The organism is Pseudomonas sp. Pdm06, from assembly GCF_014851795.1.
In the GTDB taxonomy this organism is placed as follows: domain Bacteria; phylum Pseudomonadota; class Gammaproteobacteria; order Pseudomonadales; family Pseudomonadaceae; genus Aquipseudomonas; species Aquipseudomonas fluorescens_AA.
The window spans coordinates 262,217-277,623 of sequence record NZ_JACVAH010000003.1 but is presented as its reverse complement, the minus strand read 5'-3'; the positions used below and the strand labels follow the sequence as shown (position 1 = coordinate 277,623).

Below are 15,407 nucleotides of genomic sequence, written 5' to 3'. Positions count from 1 at the left end.
CCCAAGGCCAGTGCCAAAACAGTGATCAACCCCAAGTGGCGATCGGCATCGCGGTTATCGTCCAGCACCGCCTGCCTTTGCTGTTCATCGGCCTCGGCCAGCAACCTGCTCACCTGGTCGGTCTGTGCGTTCATCGCCGCGCTGCTTTGCGCGCTTTGCTTGCGGCTGTCGACGAACTCGACGAAGGCCTTGCGATAGTCGCCCAAGGCCCTGCTCGCCTCCTGCAGCGACTCACTTTGCTGCTCGCCAAGATCCAGCGCCTGCATGGCGGCGAGCAGGTCACTCATGCTCATTTCCCAGTCGCTGCGGTAACGCTCCTCGCCATCGAGCGAGTAGTACAGCTCGCTGTCACGCAGCTTGGCGAGCTTGTCCCGCAACGCGACCGTCTGTTCGAGCAACACCATCTGCTCGCTGCTCGGTGGCGCCCCCTGCCCCAACCGAGTGTTAAGCGCATCCAGTTGGTCGAGAAACAGCAGGGTAAAACTGTCACCAGCGGTCTGCGCCAGTGCCTGCATGCGCAATCGCGCTTCGCGAGCCCGGCGCAACGAATCGGCATAGCCGAGGAACTGCTCCAGATAGGCGCTGACGGCGGTGCGTACGCTGGCGCGCGCTGCGCTGTTGGCCGGATCATCATCGAGTTGTTGATTCAGTTTGCCGATCGTCTCGCGGACCTGGTCCAGGCGCTGCGGAGCGAGATCCAGGGCAAATGCCTTCTCGGCGATACGCGCACGCAGGATCAGTGCCTGGATCGATGACTCCTGACGCGATTGCTCACCGCGCTGCTGCAGCACACCCAGGGAACGAAAAGCCGTGAGCGCTACCCCCAGAGTCACCAGCAGCACCAGGCCGAACCCCAGCGACAGCTTGGCCCCCACCGACAGATTCGCGAGCACGCGATTCAGTACGAGCATGCCCGACTCCTCGCACGGTCGTGGAAAAACAGCCTGCCCTTGGCGACCAGGCTGATCGTTGTGCCGCAATGGGACTCACTCATCTGCCAATACCTTGTTCTTGTTGTTTTGTACGCCCGAGGCGCCAACCAACGGCGCGGTGCAGCGCCAACTCTAGTGAGTCGTCCCCCAATGACACCAATCGCATCCTGCGTTATGAGCAATCGCAAAGTACGATGGTAGGTATCCGGATTCGCGGCTTGATCGGAGAGGAAAAACCTCCTGGGTCGACGGCGCACATACGCTCTATCTCCGTTCGCAATACCTCCCATCCCGACTCGCGATTGGCCAAACAATGGTCCTCCCCTTAGCCTGCTTCGAACCGGCAGGGCTGGCGATCTCCGCCCGGACCTGGCCGCCTGCCTTTGCTTGCACAAGGACAATCACCATCATGTTTCGCTACTTCCCGACCAACTACGTGTGGAATCTTTCCGTCGACCTGGCCATTGAAATGGGCGCCCGCATCGGCGAAATCGAGGAAATGTGCGCGCCGCTGCAAGAGGCCGCCAAGCAACCGGACGCCGCCGGCAGCAAAGCCTTTCGTGAGACCTGGGCGAACATGGCCGACAAGCTGTGCGGCCTGGCAGAAGAGGACGAAGGCAAGGGTCGAATGTTGTCTGCCGGTGAAAAATACAACCGCGCCGCCACCTACTACCTGAGCTGCGAACGCCTGCAGGCCCATGGTGCCCCTGGCCGTACGCAGCTGTACCAACGCTTTCTGCACACCTTCCAACGCGGCATCGAGCTGGCACGAGAAAACTGCGAGCGCGTTGAAATCCCTTACGAAGGCAAACACATATCCGGTCTGCTGGTCCGTGCCGAAGGCGTCAGCGGCCCCGCGCCGATTCTGGTGCAGGTCAATGGACTGGATTCCACCAAAGAAATGAAATACCGCGTCGGCCTGCCCGCCTGGCTGGCCAAACGTGGCGTGTCGTCATTGATCATCGACCAGCCCGGCACGGGTGAGGCGCTGCGCCTGCATCACCTGACGGCGCGTTTTGACAGCGAGCACTGGGCCAGTCGTGTGGTGGATTGGCTGGAGACCCGCGACGATGTCGACGCCAAACGCATTGGCCTGGAAGGCGTGTCGCTTGGCGGCTATTACTGTCCGCGCGCGGTCGCCTTCGAGCCACGCTTCGCGTGCGGTGTGGTGTGGGGCGCCAACCACGACTGGCGCGATGTACAGAAACGCCGCCTGGAGAAAGAAGGCAGCTTCCCGGTGCCGCATTACTGGTCGCACGTGGCTTGGGTCTGGGGCGCCAAGGACACGGACGAGTTCATGGCCATTGCCGAGAATGTCCACCTGGACGGTATTCTGGATCGCATCAAGGTGCCTTTCCTGGTCACCCACGGTGAAAAGGATTCGCAGATTCCACTGAAATGGGCACACCGCACCTACGAGCAGTTGGTCAACAGTCCGAAGCGCGAGCTGAAAGTCTTCACCGAACGTGAGGGTGGCGTGCAGCATTCGAGTTTCGACAACAGTATCAATGCCGGCCAGTACATCGCCGACTGGGTGGCTGAAGTGCTCGGCGGTCGCACTGCATGACAGGGGTGAAATCCAGGCTCCGGTACGCGGCCAGGGCTTGAACCTTCGGGGCGACGGCACGATTGGGCGATGGGTGTCTACTCACCCATCCCCAAGCATCTGCCACAACGACGCCCCCACTCCGGTAATGCTCTCCCCGGCAATCAACCCCGCCGCCGCGGTAATGGCGAAGCGTTCGGTGAGGCTCGGCCAGCGACAGCTCACCAGCCACGTCAGCACCGCACCGAACGCCATCATCAGGGACACCGAGGCCGGCAGGACGAAAGCCAGGCCCAGGGCCGCCGTGCTCGGCAGGTAGCGGGCCCGATGCGCCGGCAGCAGGCTGTCGAGGATCCCCAACAACAAACCCACCAGGCCGCCGATGAAAATCGCCCAGCGAATGCTCGCTGACAATGAATCCAGGCCCAGGGTCAGGGTTTGCGCCACGGCCTTCCAGGTGGCGACCGCCGGGGCCGGCCACTCTTCGGTGAGCAGCATGGTTTGCGGGTCCGGGATCAGGGCCAGATAGGCCAGGACGCCGACGATGCTACCGATGAAAATACCCAGGGTCTGGGCGATCAATTGCTTGCGCGGCGTGGCGCCAATCGCCCGACCGACCTTGAAGTCGTTCATCAAATCGGTGCACTGCCCGGCCGAACCACCGGCGGTGTTGGCGCTCATCAGGTTGATCGGCACCTGGCCCGGGGCGACGATGCCGAAACTCAGTTGGGACAATTGCCCGATGGCGCCGATTGGCGGAATACCCGTGGCGCCGACCACCCGGGCGGCCACCGCCGCCAGGCAGATCGCCAGGGGAATGGTCAACAAGGCCATCCACGGGTTGATACCGAACAACAGCACTTGCAGGCTGACCACCAGGAGGATCGACAGTGCGAAACCGGCAGCAGGCCCAAGCTTGGGTATCGTCCAGATCGCCCCGCCGCCCGCCTTGGTGGACTGGTGCAATGCCCACAAGCGAATCGCCAGTGAGGCCAGGGTCGAACAGACCATCAGGCTCACTCCCGGCCAGAGCAACCACTCCACCAGCGCCGCGAACTGCGGGCCGCTGCTGCCGTGCGGCAACTGCACCAGGCCCTGTTCCAACAGCCACGGCGCCAGCCAACCCCACGCCAGCACAGCACCGAGCAGCAGGGTCAGGCCCACGCGAATACCGATGATCCCGCCGAACCCCACCAACAGCAGCGAAGGGTCCGCGGTAAAGGTCAGGCGCTCCAGTTGAGCGCTCGGAGACCAGCGCGGGATGGCCCACATGAAGGTGTCGACCGCCTTGACCAGCCCGGACAGCAACGCGGCGCTGAGCAACACCTTCAAACGCGTCGCGGCTTCGTGGCCGTGGTTGTAGATGTGCAACAACGTTTCCAGGGTCGCCATGCCTTCAGGAAATTTCAGCGCCTTGTCATTGAGCAGTGAGGGTCGCAGGTACCAGGCGATCCAGATCCCCAGGAAACTCACCGAAAAAACCCAGGCCACCATGGGAATGGCATCCAACTGCTGGCCGGTCAGCAGGGTGTAGGCCGGGATGGGCGCGACCAGCCCACCGGAAATGATCGACGCCGCGGCAGAAGCCACCGTCTGGTTGATGTTGCTTTCGTGCAGCGTCCAGGGCAGTCGCCCCACGGATCGACTGGCCAAGCCTTGCCAGATGCCATAACCGATCAGCAAGGCAATGATCGACATGTTGAACGACCAACCGATCTTCAACCCGGCGTAGACATTGGAAGGTGTCAGCAGGATACCGAGAACAATCCCCGTGCTGACCGCGCGCGGACTGAGCTCGCGTTCGACTGTGGCGTTCAAGGGGAATGTGGATGAGGTTGGGTGCATGCGAAGTCCTTATCGGCACTGGGCCACCGTCAGATTCAGACTGCCCCCCTGTGGGAGCGAGCTTGCTCGCGATGACAGTGGATCAGCTACAGGGATAGAGACTGACGCTCCGCCATCGCGAGCAAGCTCGCTCCCACAGGGTCATGTAAAGCGGCAACTTAATAAGTGAACGCAGTATTGGCGCAAGGTTCACATGACGGAGGGAAACCCTGGCAAGTGTGCTCGCCAGAATCGTCAATCCATGGGCAGGAAGTGAGGCATGTCGCGAGCGCTGCCAAGGGCCAGGCGGCGCATCGCGACCAGGCAGCGTTCGACTTATTGCTGGCCCTCGCAATTGACCATCCAGGCGATTCCGAAACGGTCTTCGAACATGGCAAAGCGTTCCGCCCAGAAGGTCTTGTCCAAGGGCATCTGCACGTGACCGTCCTCACTCAAGCGTTCGAACAGCCGCTCGGCCTCCTTCACGCTGTCGACATTGAGGGAAATCGATACGCCTTGTGGTTTGCTATACGGCTGGCCCGGTGGGCAGTCGGACGCCATCAGGCTGAAATTGCCCACGGTCAGGCAGGCGTGCATGATCAGGCTGGCGTCCTTAGGCATGCCGACGTCCTCGGGCGCCTCGGCATAGGACATGGAAAACAGATCGCCGCCAAGCACGTCCTTGTAAAATGCAAAGGCTTCCTTGCAGCGGCCGTTGAAGGTCAGGTACGGGATGATTCTCATGCTGGGTTCTCCTGTCGTCGGCGTCACGATTGACCGGCCATCTGCGCCCGCAAGCGTTCTTCCTGCTCGCGCAATTCGGGGGTAAAGGACTCGCCGAACTCCTCGAGTTCGAAGATCTGGCGGATTTCGATTTCGCTGTCGCTGACCATCGGATTCGGGCAACGCTTGACCCAATCGATGGCCTCCTGCAATGACTGGACCTTGAAGATCCAGAAGCCGGCGATCAGCTCCTTGGTCTCAGCAAAGGGCCCATCGACGACAGTCCGGTTCTTGCCGGAAAACTGCACACGCACGCCTTCGGCACTGGGATGCAGGCCTTCACCGGCGAGCATCACCCCGGCCTTGACCAACTCTTCGTTGTAGGCGCCCATGGCGGCCAGCAGTTCTTCGCTGGGCATTTCTCCGGCTTCCGATTCCGGACTGGCCTTGACGATCACCATAAATCGCATGCTCGTATCTCCTGAGAATGGCCACCCTTGTGGCGGCTCTACGGACTAATCGAATGGCAATGGTCCAAATCGACAGGTCGACGCGATTATTTTTCGACGGAGCGTTGGCAGCCTGGAAGCCCCAGGCCCCCCTGCCGTGAAACCATGTGCAACGCTCAGGGATTCCACTGGAATCGATAGATGTCTCGATAACCATTGCTTGGGTCGTACAGCAGCTTCGTCCCGCCGTCCAAGGTGATATTGTCGGCATTGACCAAGTGAACCGGTGCCACGAAGCCGCTCACCGGCTGGCCTGCCATCAGTCGGTTCAATTCATCGATCACTTGCCAGCCATGCACATTGAGCGGCTCGGCCACAGTGACGGTCTGGTAGTTCTTTTCCTGGATGCGCAAGAACGCCGAAGCGCTGCCGTCGCCGGCAGACAACAGACTGATGCCGTCGCGGGGTATCGCGGCGCTGGCCAAGGTGGCAACCGCATAGTCGAAATAGATATCGTTGATGGCCAGCGTGTGGGTCCAACGCTTGCCATGGCGCTGAAGCAGTTCCGTGGTGATCGCCGGCATCTTCTCGCGACTTTCGGAGATCGCCACATCGCGCACCTCCAGCAACGAGCATTCCCGACAGGCCCGAATGACGCTTTCCATGGCCTTGGCCTTCGCCATGGCGATGCTGTACCTGGAGTCGGTCAGGATCACCACACCGGCCTTTCCGTTCGACTGCGCCACCGCCGCCATGGCCGTGATGCGAGCCACTTCGAGCGGGTCGGTCGTGACGTTCATGGCCATCGGCGTGCCAACAATCGGCCCGGGGCGCTCCCCGGCGTGCCAGCCCACCACCGGCACGCCCTTGTCGGCGAAGACGGCCAGCGCCGCCTTGTTCTCAAGGGCATCGGCACCGCACAGAATGAGCCCATCGGGGTTCGCCGCCAGGGCGTCGGCAAAGGCCTTTGCACGCCCGGCCGAGGATCCAGCGCCATCGAATACCCTCAGCGTCCAGCCCATCGCCTTGGCGGCCTCGCGAGCGCCCTGGGCGACGCCGACAATGCCGCCGTTGCGCATATCTTCTGCGACAATGGCGATGCTCTTGCCGCGCTGGGCGGGCGGGCCGGACTCGGGGCCGCTCCAGGGAACGGCACCGAGGGTGGCCTTGGCCACCATTTCCTGCGCTTGAGTCACCGTCACCGTCGTGTTCGTCGCGGCTGGCAGGTCCTGGGCATACCCAGGCGTTGCCGTGAAAAGACAGAGCATCGTCATTGAAACTATCCGGAGCAACCGGGACTTGATCAAACAGGTTCGATCACCGCGCGTGATGCCGGGTCTGGAGCCGATGGCGCAATCATAATGTGACATGGCGTCTCTTTATTTATGGATGCAGCGTTTACGTTCAGTGTCCGCAAGGATAGTCGGCTCTGCTGTCATCGGCCCGAAAGGGAAATAGCAAGTTTGTAACATCCTTTCTGCCCCGGCCCCCTGATCGGTTCCGGATCGCTGAAGGCCCACCCTTGTCGCGCCCGGCCTGGATCTGGACAAGCGATCGTGCTCGACATCCATTGTTCGACGCACCACGAAGTGAGGAGCCTGTCGCGCGCATAGTCTGTGAGCCACCCTGGAGGAGATGGCGATGACACACACCCGTTTTTTTGGAAAAACCGTACTGGCCTGCACGTTCATCCTGGCGATGATCGGTTGGGGAATCGGCTTCTATGGCCCGCCGATTTATATGCAGGCGGTCATTGAGCGCACGGGTTGGCCAATAGCCCAGGTCTCGGCTGCCGTGACCTTGCACTTTCTCAGCGGCACGATGGTCATCGCCAACCTGCCACGCCTTTATGCACGCTTCGGCATCCCCGCCATCACCTTGCTTGGCAGCATCGTCCTGGGCATCGGCGTGAACCTCTGGGCGCAGGCCAACCAGCCCTGGGTGCTGTATGCCGGCGCCGTATGCTCGGGTATCGGCTGGGTGACATTGGGGGCCGCGGCCGTTAACACCCTCATCGCGCCGTGGTACGTCAAGGAAAGACCCAAGGCCTTGGGCAAGGCCTATAACGGCGCCAGCCTGGGAGGCGTGATCTTTTCGCCGCTGTGGGTGTGGCTGATCGAGCGTTTCGGCTTTGCCCCGGCGGCGGCGCTGATCAGCGTCATCGCGGTGCTGCTCATAGGCGCTTTCGCCTTTCTGGTTTTCAACAAAACCCCACAAAGCCAGGGACAACATCCCGACAATGCAGCCCCGCCGGCCCCCGTGCCAATCAGCGCCAGCGCCGCGCCGTGGACCGTCATGCAGACGCTCAGGTCGGCCAGTTTCCGCACCCTGGCAGCCGGCATGTCCTTGGGGCTGTTTGCCCAGATCGGCTTGATCGCGCACCTGTACTCGATCCTGGTGGGACGCATGGGGGCGCATGACGCCTCATTCGCCATGGGGCTGGCCACCGCCAGTGCGATAGGTGGGCGATACGTCGCCGCACGCTTGATGACCCAAGGTATGAATCGCCGACAGCTGGCTTGCCTTGGTTATACCGTCCAGATGCTGGGCACGCTGATGCTTCTGGGCCTGGACCTTCACCCGACAGTGGCCTGGATAGCCGTGGTGCTGATCGGTTCGGGCATTGGCAATGCCACCTCCTTGCCGCCGCTGATAGCACAGGCCGAGTTCAGCCGTGAACATACCGCCAGGGTGATCGCCCTGTTGGTTGCGATCAGCCAGGCCACCTACGCCTTCGCCCCGGCCTTTTTTGGCCTGTTGCGCGCCGCCTTCACCGATCCGAATCACGCCATCGTCGCTGTCGTGACAGCAGCCGTCTTCGTGCAGGTGCTGGCCATTTTGTCGTTCTATCGGGGCGTCTCCGTTAGCCCCTTCAAGAAAACCGTTTTCTGACCCCACTTGGCCAGGCAATGCGTTGATGGGGCGGCAAACTGACCGCCCGTTTCACCGTCAGCGTTGCGCCACCCGCTACGAACGAAACGCATCGACCTTGAGCCCAAATCGACTCATTTTGTTGTACAGCCCGCCACGTGACACATTCAACCGTTGAGCAGCCAGGCGGATATTTCCGCGCGTGTCCTTGAGGGCGGCGATGATGGCATTCATCTCATGAGTGCCCAGGTCCGGAGCCGTCCGCGGCTCAGGCACACCTACCCACGGCGATGGCCGTCCTCGCTGCCTGATTTCCAGCGCAAGGTCGCTCGGTTCGATCAGTTCGGTCAGCGCCAGGTTGGTCGCTCGCTCAATGACGTTTTCCAGCTCACGGACATTGCCCGGCCAGTGATAGCCGCCAAGCATCTCCAGCGCCCCTGGTGAAAGGTCCTGCATCGTCTTGCGTAGCGACCGGGCACACCGCGCGAGAAAATGCCGCGCCAGCAACGGCACATCTTCGCGGCGCATCCGCAGTGGCGGCACCGTCAGGTTCAGCACGTTGAGCCGGTAGTAAAGGTCCTCACGAAAGGCACCCTCGGCCACCGCCTGGCTCAGGTTGCGATGGGTGGCGGCGATGATGCGAACGTTGACCCGCAGCGATTTCTTCGCCCCCACCCGTGTCACCTCGCCTTCCTGCAAGACACGCAGCAAGCTGACCTGCGCATCGAAGGACATGTCGCCGATTTCGTCGAGGAAGATCGTCCCGCCATCGGCCAATTCGAACTTGCCTGCCGACCCACCGCGAGCCGATCCGGTGAAGGCGCCTTCGACATGACCGAACAGTTCGCTCTGCACCAAGTCACGGGGAATGGCCCCGCAATTGACCGCCACGAAAGGCCCGCCACTACGGTCGCTGGCATTATGGATGGCCTGGGCGAACAGTTCCTTGCCCGTGCCGCTCTCACCGAGGATCAGCGTGGTGGAATCACTGCGACTGGCAATCCGGGCCAGGTGCAGTGCATCCTGAATCGCCTGTGAGCGGCCCAGGATGGTTTCGAAGGTGTAGCTGGCCTGGGTGCCAATGATCCGCCGGGTGATTTCCCGGATGCGTCGGTTCTCGCGCAACGAAACAATCCGTCCACCTTGCTCCAGCGGGCAGACCGATACCAGGCAGGCCAGATGGCTGCGGTCGTGCAGTTCAAAGGTGCAATCCAGATCCCGTACCCCTTCCCCGCCCCCGAACAGGACCGCATCGGTCAATTCGCTCTTGCCCAGGCTCTTGAAGGGACTGCCGAGCAGGTCATGCCCCACGCGAAACAATTGTCGGGCGTAATGATTGAGCGCCTTGATGCAGCCGCGTTCATCCAATACCACCAACCCCTCGTTGAGCACTTCAAGGACGGTTTGTTGCTCCTCGAGCAAGGCTTGCAGTGTCATCTGCCTGGAGACAGCCTCGGCCGCGGCCTGAACGGTGCCCAGCGTATGGAAATGAAACCAGCCCGGCTCCGCCGTCAAGGTCAACATACCCAGCGTCCGGCCCTGGGCATCGCGGATTGGCGCGGCGGCACAATGCATGCGGCGCTGGCGCAGGCCAAGCCCGAAGTTCTCCTCGGCCAGCACATACACCAAACGGTCTTCGACGATCGCCAGACCGGTGCAATTGGTGCCCTGTATCGATTCCAGCAGTCGGCTGCCTATGGGTGTGAGGTCCAGGCCACAGAAGTACAACGTCGTGCCTTCGGCATCGGTCAGGTTGATATGGCCCCTGGGGTTATAAGCGAGCAACCCGCGCATGACTTGCGCCGCCGCGGCGATCAGCAGCCGGTTGGCGGCCAGTGTCGCGGTCAGGTCGGCAGGCGCGACAAAACGGTACTCGCCGTCTTCCGGATCGAGGCCGGCATTGACGCTGCGCAACCAGGACGCCCAAATCACCCGGCGGATCCCGGCAGGAGGATCAACCTCCCCCCGCAAGCACGCTCGCCAGGCCTCATCCAGCGCCGTGCTGGGTCCTTCGTTCAACGACGCAGGGCCCAGGGTGGTGAGGTAATCGCGGTCTTCGGCGCTCAATGCTGCAGGTTGCTGATCCATTGTCCGGCCACATGTTCATATTTTCGACATGTCAGTATAGACATGTCATTAAAATGAACAGTCATTCAAATTAAAACCATTAAATATCAATAAGATAACTATTGGCACAGCGCTTGCTCCCTGGATGAACAGACGAGGACATTCTTATCGCCGAGTCGTAAAAACAATAAAGGGAGTCATGTTCATGAGCACATCCAAGATCCTCCGCCTGGGCCTTATCGGCGCTGGTCGCATGGGCAGTTTTCACGGCCTGACCGCCGCCCGGCACATCCCCGGCGCGTGCCTCGCCGCCATCGCCGATCCTACCCCTGGCCAGGCCGCACGCCTGGCAGCAGAACTGGACGTGCAGAAGGTCTATGCCGATCCACAGCAATTGCTGGATGACCCGGACATCGACGCCGTGCTGATTGCCGCCCCGGCACGCAGCCACGCCGAACTGGTGATCAGTGCGGCCCGGGCCGGCAAAGGGGTGTTCTGTGAAAAACCGATGGCCATCACCCTGGACGAAGCTGACCGCGCCATCGCCGCCGCTGCCGATGCACGAGTGACGCTCCAAGTCGGCTTCAACCGCCGTTTTGCCAGAAGTTTCCGCACCGCTCACCTGGACGTCGTTGCCGGCCGGATCGGTACGCCACAACTGCTGCGCTCGCTGACCCGCGACCCGGCGCTGAACAACCCGGCCGCGTCGCCGCAATGGGTGATCTTCCTGGAAACCCTGATCCATGACTTCGATACCCTGCGCTACCTGAATCCGGGTGCCGAGGCGGTTGAGGTCTTTGTGATGGCCGACGCCCTGATCGCCCCCGCCTACAAGGACAAGGGTTTTCTCGACACCGCGGTGGTCACCATCCGTTTCGACAATGGTGCCATCGCCACGGCCGAGGCCAACTTCCAGGCCGTGTATGGCTACGATGTCCGCGGCGAAGTGTTCGGCAGCGCTGGCATGCTGACCATGGGCAACGTCAACGACTCTGACTTGCTGCGGTACCTGGCCAATGGGGTCCAGGCCGACACCCAGCGCATGGACACCGACTTGCTGCGGGATGCCTATGTGGCCGAGCTCAACCACTTCGCCAACTGCGTTCGCAGCGGAGAAAAACCCTTGGCCAGCGGTGAAGACGCGCGTGCGGCACTGGCCATCGCCCGCGCCTGTATCGAGTCCTTCCAACAGGGCAAGACGGTGCGTGTGCAGGGAGCGCTTTCATGAGTTTCATTCCGTTCAAACTGGCAGTCAGCGCCGAGATGGTTTTCATCGACCTGCCCTTCATCGAACGGGTCAAACGCATCCATGCGTTGGGCTTCAGCGTCGAGATATGGAACTGGGCGAGCAAAGACATCCAAGCCCTCGCCGCGACCGGTGCGGACTTCACCTCCATGACCGGCTACCTCTCGGGCAACCTGACCGATCCCGAGGCGATCCGGCAGCTGCTCGACAGCGCCCAGGAGTCCTTGGCCGTCGCCGCTCAATTGGGTTGCCCGAGCCTGAACCTGCACGGCACCGGCCTGGATGCTCAGGGCTTGCCGGTCAAACCCGTGGCCCAGGCCACCGGCCGCATGTGGTTGAGCGCCTGCAAGACGCTGGAAAAAATCGCCCGCCTGGGCGAAGACGCGGGTCGGGTATTCCTGCTGGAAAACCTCAATACCGCAGTCGACCACCCCGGCACGCCGTTCGCCCGCGCTGACGATACCCTGGCGCTGATCGAAGCCGTGGGCAGCCCGCACCTGAAGATGAACCTGGACCTCTATCACGCGCAGATCGGCGAAGGAAACCTGATCGAACTGATCCAGCGCGCCGGCAACGCCATCGGCGAAATCCAGGTCGCCGACGTCCCGGGGCGCATGGAGCCCGGCACCGGTGAAATCCACTATCCCGCCATTGCCAGGGCCTTGTTCGGCATGGGATACAGCGGTGTCGTCGGCCTCGAAGGCTGGGCCAGCGGTGACAGCGAGGTCGCGCTTGAGCGTTTCCGGCAGGCCTTCACGCTTGATGGATAAAGCCGCGCCGAATTCAAAACGTGCGGCAGATTCTCATCTCTTGGTGACGTACAACCCATAACAACAAAAGGAAAACCATCATGCGTCGTTGCACACTGCTTTTCGCCACCCTGCTGTTGCTGTTCAGCCAATGGGCCGCCGCCGAATACCGCATCGGCGTCAGCATCGCCAGGGTCGACGACAACTTCATGACCTACGTGCGTAATGGCCTGGACGAGGCCGCGAAAAAGGAAAACGTGCAGATCCAGTTCGAGGACGCCCAAGGCGATGTGGTGCGCCAACTCAACCAGGTCCAAGGCTTTATCAACCAGAAAGTGGATGCGGTCATTGTCCTGCCGGTGGACACCTCCGCCACGGCCAACATCACCCGCGCCGCGGTCGAAGCGAAGACGCCACTGGTCTACGTCAACCGTCACCCGGACGAGCGCACCTTGCCCAAAGGCGTCGTTACGGTGGCGTCCAATGACATTGAGGCCGGACAACTGCAGATGCGCTACCTGGCCGAAAAGCTCGGAGGCAAGGGCAATCTGGCGATCATCATGGGCGACCTGGCGCAAAACGCCACCCACGACCGCACCGAAGGCGTCAAACAGGTGCTCAAGGACTATCCCGGGATCAAGATCGTCGAGCAGCAAAGTGCCGAGTGGCAGCGCAACAAAGGGATGGACCTGACCAGCAACTGGTTGCTGGCCGGCAGTCGGTTTGACGCCATCGTCGCCAACAACGACGAGATGGCCATCGGTGCGGCCATGGCCTTGCAGCAGGCCGGCAAAGCCAAGGGCGAGGTCGCAATTGTCGGCATCGACGGCCTGCCCGATGGCCTGGCGGCGATCAAGCGCGGGATGCTGGTCGCCTCGGTGTTCCAGGACCCCAAGGCCCAGGCGACCAGCGCGGTACAGGCAGCACTCAAGATGATCAAGGGAGAGCCGGTGGAAACGGACGTCTGGGTGCCCTTTCAGTTGATCAAGCCTGAGCAATTGGCGGTGTTTGAGCAACATTACAAATAGCCTCAGGCGTTAAACAATAACGCCGCTGTCCCTCCAGGGATCAGCGGCGTTTGGCGTTGAAGGGGTTCGCGGAAAATCCGCCAAGGTCGAGTCGAAACGAACACATGCCTGGCCCCGGACTAACGTGTCGTCTCCGATTGCGTCAATGTCAAAGGCTCCAGGGAAAACACCTGGTCATCCGTCAGTTTTTGCACATCGACACGATGGGGGAAAATATTTTTTTCCACGAACAAGTCATCGACTTGCTGCAGTGCCTGAACATCCTGTGGTTCGAGCGGCAACAGCGCCTCATCCCCCCAACTGCGTAGTCGTTGCGAGACTTCCAGGGGAATATCGTTGACCTTGGCGAAGACCCGTGCGTACTCGTCAGGATTCTGCCGAGCCCATTCGAAGGCCTTGGCAAAGCGTTGCAATACGTCGCTAAGTGCCTTGCGCTTGAGGGGATCGGCCAGGACGTCATCGGAGGCGGTGATGAAGGTCAGGCCAGTATTGATGCCCTCGCCGCTGATCAGCACCCGCGCGCCCTGCTGCTCGGCAAACGCCTGATAAATCCCGAAGGTGGCCCAGGCTTCGATCTTGCCAGCGTTGAATGCGGACAAGGCATCGGTCGGCAGGACAAATCCGACATTGACCTCCTTGTCCTCGACACCGGCATTGGCCAGTGCGCGAATCAACAGGTATTGGGAAATGCTGCCGCGAGCCGAAGACACCACGACGTTGCGGCCTTTCAAATCGGCAACGGTGCGGATCTGCGAATCAGCTGGAACCAGGATCGCAATGCCCCTTGATTGACTACGTCGTACCGCGACGATGCGCAGTGGCGTACCACCGGTCGCGGCGGCGAGCACCGGCGTATCGCCAGCCGGTGCCAAATCGACGGCACCAGCGCGCAAGGCTTCGAACAAGGGCGCGGCCCCCTGGAAGTTCGCCCATTCAATTGTGTAGTCGATCCCTTCCAATGCATTTGCCGCCTCGACCACAGTGCGCAAGCCCTTGGCTTGATCGCCCAAAATCAACTTGACGCCGGACAAGTCTGACTTGGCAGCAGATGGAGATTGGGACTCGACCGTGTCACCGCAACCGCTGAGTAACAACGCGACGCAGGACAACAACACCAGCGCAAATTTGCGAACGTGTATCGGCATGACAGCACATCCCTGTATCAATGAATTGAAAGCAGCGTCAGCCATGGGCAAAACGCCGGACAGTGCTGTTCGTGAGCGGACGTTCAGCCACGGCAACGGTCTCCACCTCGACCCCCAACAACCCCAGCAAGCGCGCACGGATCGCTTGGAAACCCTCCTGCCCGGTATCTCTAGCCCGCGGCAGATCGATCGACAATTGCTCGGCGATCTTGCCATTGGCCAACACGATCACCCGATCGGCCAGCAGGATGGCTTCATCCACGTCATGGGTAACCAGCAACACCGCCGGGGTGTGCTTGCGCCACAACTCGATGATCAGCCGATGCATGCGAATCCGGGTCAGTGCATCGAGTGCGGCGAAGGGTTCGTCGAGCAGCAACAGCTTGGGTTCGCGCACCAGGCCACGGGCCAGCGCCACGCGTTGCGCTTCACCGCCGGAGAGCGTCGCCGGATAGGCCTCCAGACGATGGGCCAAGCCGACCTCCGTCAGCGCTTGCACCGCTCGCGCCTTGGCGTCCGGGGTGTGCAGACCGAGAACCACATTCTTCCAGGCGCGCTTCCACGGCATCAACCGCGGCTCCTGAAACACCGCGGCCCGTGCCTTGGGCACCAGCAACTGACCGCTGTCGATACTGTCCAGGCCGGCCAGGCTGCGCAGCAAGGTGGTCTTGCCCGAACCGCTGGCCCCGAGCAGCGCGACGAATTCGCCTGGTGCGATGTCCAGGTCCAAGCCATCGATGACCCGTTGCTGGCCGAATTGGCGCACCACATTACGCAGTTGCACCGGTGCTTCTGACTGCAGGTTTTTTGCCGCGATAGTCGACATG

At 61.6% G+C, this 15,407-nt stretch carries 12 protein-coding genes; 5 read left to right on the top strand and 7 right to left on the bottom strand.

Going from position 1 to position 15,407, the window contains the following annotated elements; all coding sequences use genetic code 11:
- Positions 1–1,341: 1,341 nt before the first annotated feature.
- The gene (locus tag IB266_RS06820; RefSeq protein WP_060742810.1) at positions 1,342–2,499 is read left to right on the top strand and encodes an alpha/beta hydrolase family protein; all 1,158 of its coding nucleotides are present in this window, start codon (positions 1,342–1,344) and stop codon (positions 2,497–2,499) included.
- A gap of 81 nt (positions 2,500–2,580) precedes the next feature.
- On the opposite strand, the gene IB266_RS06815 is transcribed toward IB266_RS06820, so the two are convergent.
- The 4 genes from IB266_RS06815 to IB266_RS06800 form a co-directional block, all read right to left on the bottom strand.
- Complete coding sequence (locus tag IB266_RS06815) at positions 2,581–4,323, bottom strand: OPT family oligopeptide transporter (RefSeq protein ID WP_192260670.1); 1,743 nt, start codon at positions 4,321–4,323, stop codon at positions 2,581–2,583.
- A gap of 315 nt (positions 4,324–4,638) precedes the next feature.
- A complete protein-coding gene (locus tag IB266_RS06810) occupies positions 4,639–5,046 on the bottom strand; it encodes a VOC family protein (RefSeq protein WP_192260669.1) in 408 nt (135 codons plus the stop codon).
- 23 nt (positions 5,047–5,069) lie between these two features.
- Positions 5,070–5,495, bottom strand: coding sequence for a YciI family protein (locus IB266_RS06805; RefSeq protein WP_092165420.1), 426 nt, complete (start codon positions 5,493–5,495; stop codon positions 5,070–5,072).
- 155 nt (positions 5,496–5,650) lie between these two features.
- Positions 5,651–6,670, bottom strand: coding sequence for a substrate-binding domain-containing protein (locus IB266_RS06800; RefSeq protein WP_192260816.1), 1,020 nt, complete (start codon positions 6,668–6,670; stop codon positions 5,651–5,653).
- Positions 6,671–7,115: 445 nt separating this feature from the next.
- Here IB266_RS06800 and IB266_RS06795 point away from each other — a divergent pair, with 445 nt between their 5' ends.
- On the top strand, positions 7,116–8,366 hold the full coding sequence (locus IB266_RS06795; RefSeq protein ID WP_192260668.1) for an MFS transporter: 1,251 nt from the start codon (positions 7,116–7,118) through the stop codon (positions 8,364–8,366).
- Between the two features lie 75 nt (positions 8,367–8,441).
- On the opposite strand, the gene IB266_RS06790 is transcribed toward IB266_RS06795, so the two are convergent.
- Complete coding sequence (locus IB266_RS06790) at positions 8,442–10,433, bottom strand: sigma-54-dependent Fis family transcriptional regulator (RefSeq protein WP_192260667.1); 1,992 nt, start codon at positions 10,431–10,433, stop codon at positions 8,442–8,444.
- A 184-nt stretch (positions 10,434–10,617) separates the two neighbouring features.
- On the opposite strand from IB266_RS06790, the gene IB266_RS06785 reads away from it, so the two are divergent.
- From IB266_RS06785 to IB266_RS06775, 3 genes are all read left to right on the top strand, one after another.
- Positions 10,618–11,640 (top strand): Gfo/Idh/MocA family oxidoreductase, encoded by a 1,023-nt coding sequence (locus tag IB266_RS06785; RefSeq protein WP_103308129.1) that lies wholly within the window; start codon positions 10,618–10,620, stop codon positions 11,638–11,640.
- Positions 11,637–12,428, top strand: coding sequence for a TIM barrel protein (locus IB266_RS06780; protein WP_192260666.1), 792 nt, complete (start codon positions 11,637–11,639; stop codon positions 12,426–12,428). Before IB266_RS06785 ends, IB266_RS06780 begins: the two co-directional genes overlap by 4 nt.
- A gap of 80 nt (positions 12,429–12,508) precedes the next feature.
- Entirely contained in the window at positions 12,509–13,435 is a 927-nt protein-coding gene (locus tag IB266_RS06775; protein ID WP_060742818.1) for a sugar ABC transporter substrate-binding protein, read from the top strand.
- A gap of 119 nt (positions 13,436–13,554) precedes the next feature.
- Here IB266_RS06775 and IB266_RS06770 read toward each other — a convergent pair whose 3' ends face one another.
- Positions 13,555–14,580, bottom strand: coding sequence for an ABC transporter substrate-binding protein (locus tag IB266_RS06770; RefSeq protein ID WP_192260665.1), 1,026 nt, complete (start codon positions 14,578–14,580; stop codon positions 13,555–13,557).
- Between the two features lie 37 nt (positions 14,581–14,617).
- On the bottom strand, positions 14,618–15,406 hold the full coding sequence (locus tag IB266_RS06765; protein WP_192260664.1) for an ABC transporter ATP-binding protein: 789 nt from the start codon (positions 15,404–15,406) through the stop codon (positions 14,618–14,620).
- Position 15,407 lies beyond the last annotated feature (1 nt).

Coding starts and splice junctions, on each gene's coding strand:
- IB266_RS06820 (WP_060742810.1), top strand. CDS start 1,342: ATGTTTCGCTACTTCCCGACCAACTACGTGTGGAATCTTTCCGTCGAC.
- IB266_RS06815 (WP_192260670.1), bottom strand. CDS start 4,323: ATGCACCCAACCTCATCCACATTCCCCTTGAACGCCACAGTCGAACGC.
- IB266_RS06810 (WP_192260669.1), bottom strand. CDS start 5,046: ATGAGAATCATCCCGTACCTGACCTTCAACGGCCGCTGCAAGGAAGCC.
- IB266_RS06805 (WP_092165420.1), bottom strand. CDS start 5,495: ATGCGATTTATGGTGATCGTCAAGGCCAGTCCGGAATCGGAAGCCGGA.
- IB266_RS06795 (WP_192260668.1), top strand. CDS start 7,116: ATGACACACACCCGTTTTTTTGGAAAAACCGTACTGGCCTGCACGTTC.
- IB266_RS06790 (WP_192260667.1), bottom strand. CDS start 10,433: ATGGATCAGCAACCTGCAGCATTGAGCGCCGAAGACCGCGATTACCTC.
- IB266_RS06785 (WP_103308129.1), top strand. CDS start 10,618: ATGAGCACATCCAAGATCCTCCGCCTGGGCCTTATCGGCGCTGGTCGC.
- IB266_RS06780 (WP_192260666.1), top strand. CDS start 11,637: ATGAGTTTCATTCCGTTCAAACTGGCAGTCAGCGCCGAGATGGTTTTC.
- IB266_RS06775 (WP_060742818.1), top strand. CDS start 12,509: ATGCGTCGTTGCACACTGCTTTTCGCCACCCTGCTGTTGCTGTTCAGC.
- IB266_RS06770 (WP_192260665.1), bottom strand. CDS start 14,580: ATGCCGATACACGTTCGCAAATTTGCGCTGGTGTTGTTGTCCTGCGTC.
- IB266_RS06765 (WP_192260664.1), bottom strand. CDS start 15,406: ATGTCGACTATCGCGGCAAAAAACCTGCAGTCAGAAGCACCGGTGCAA.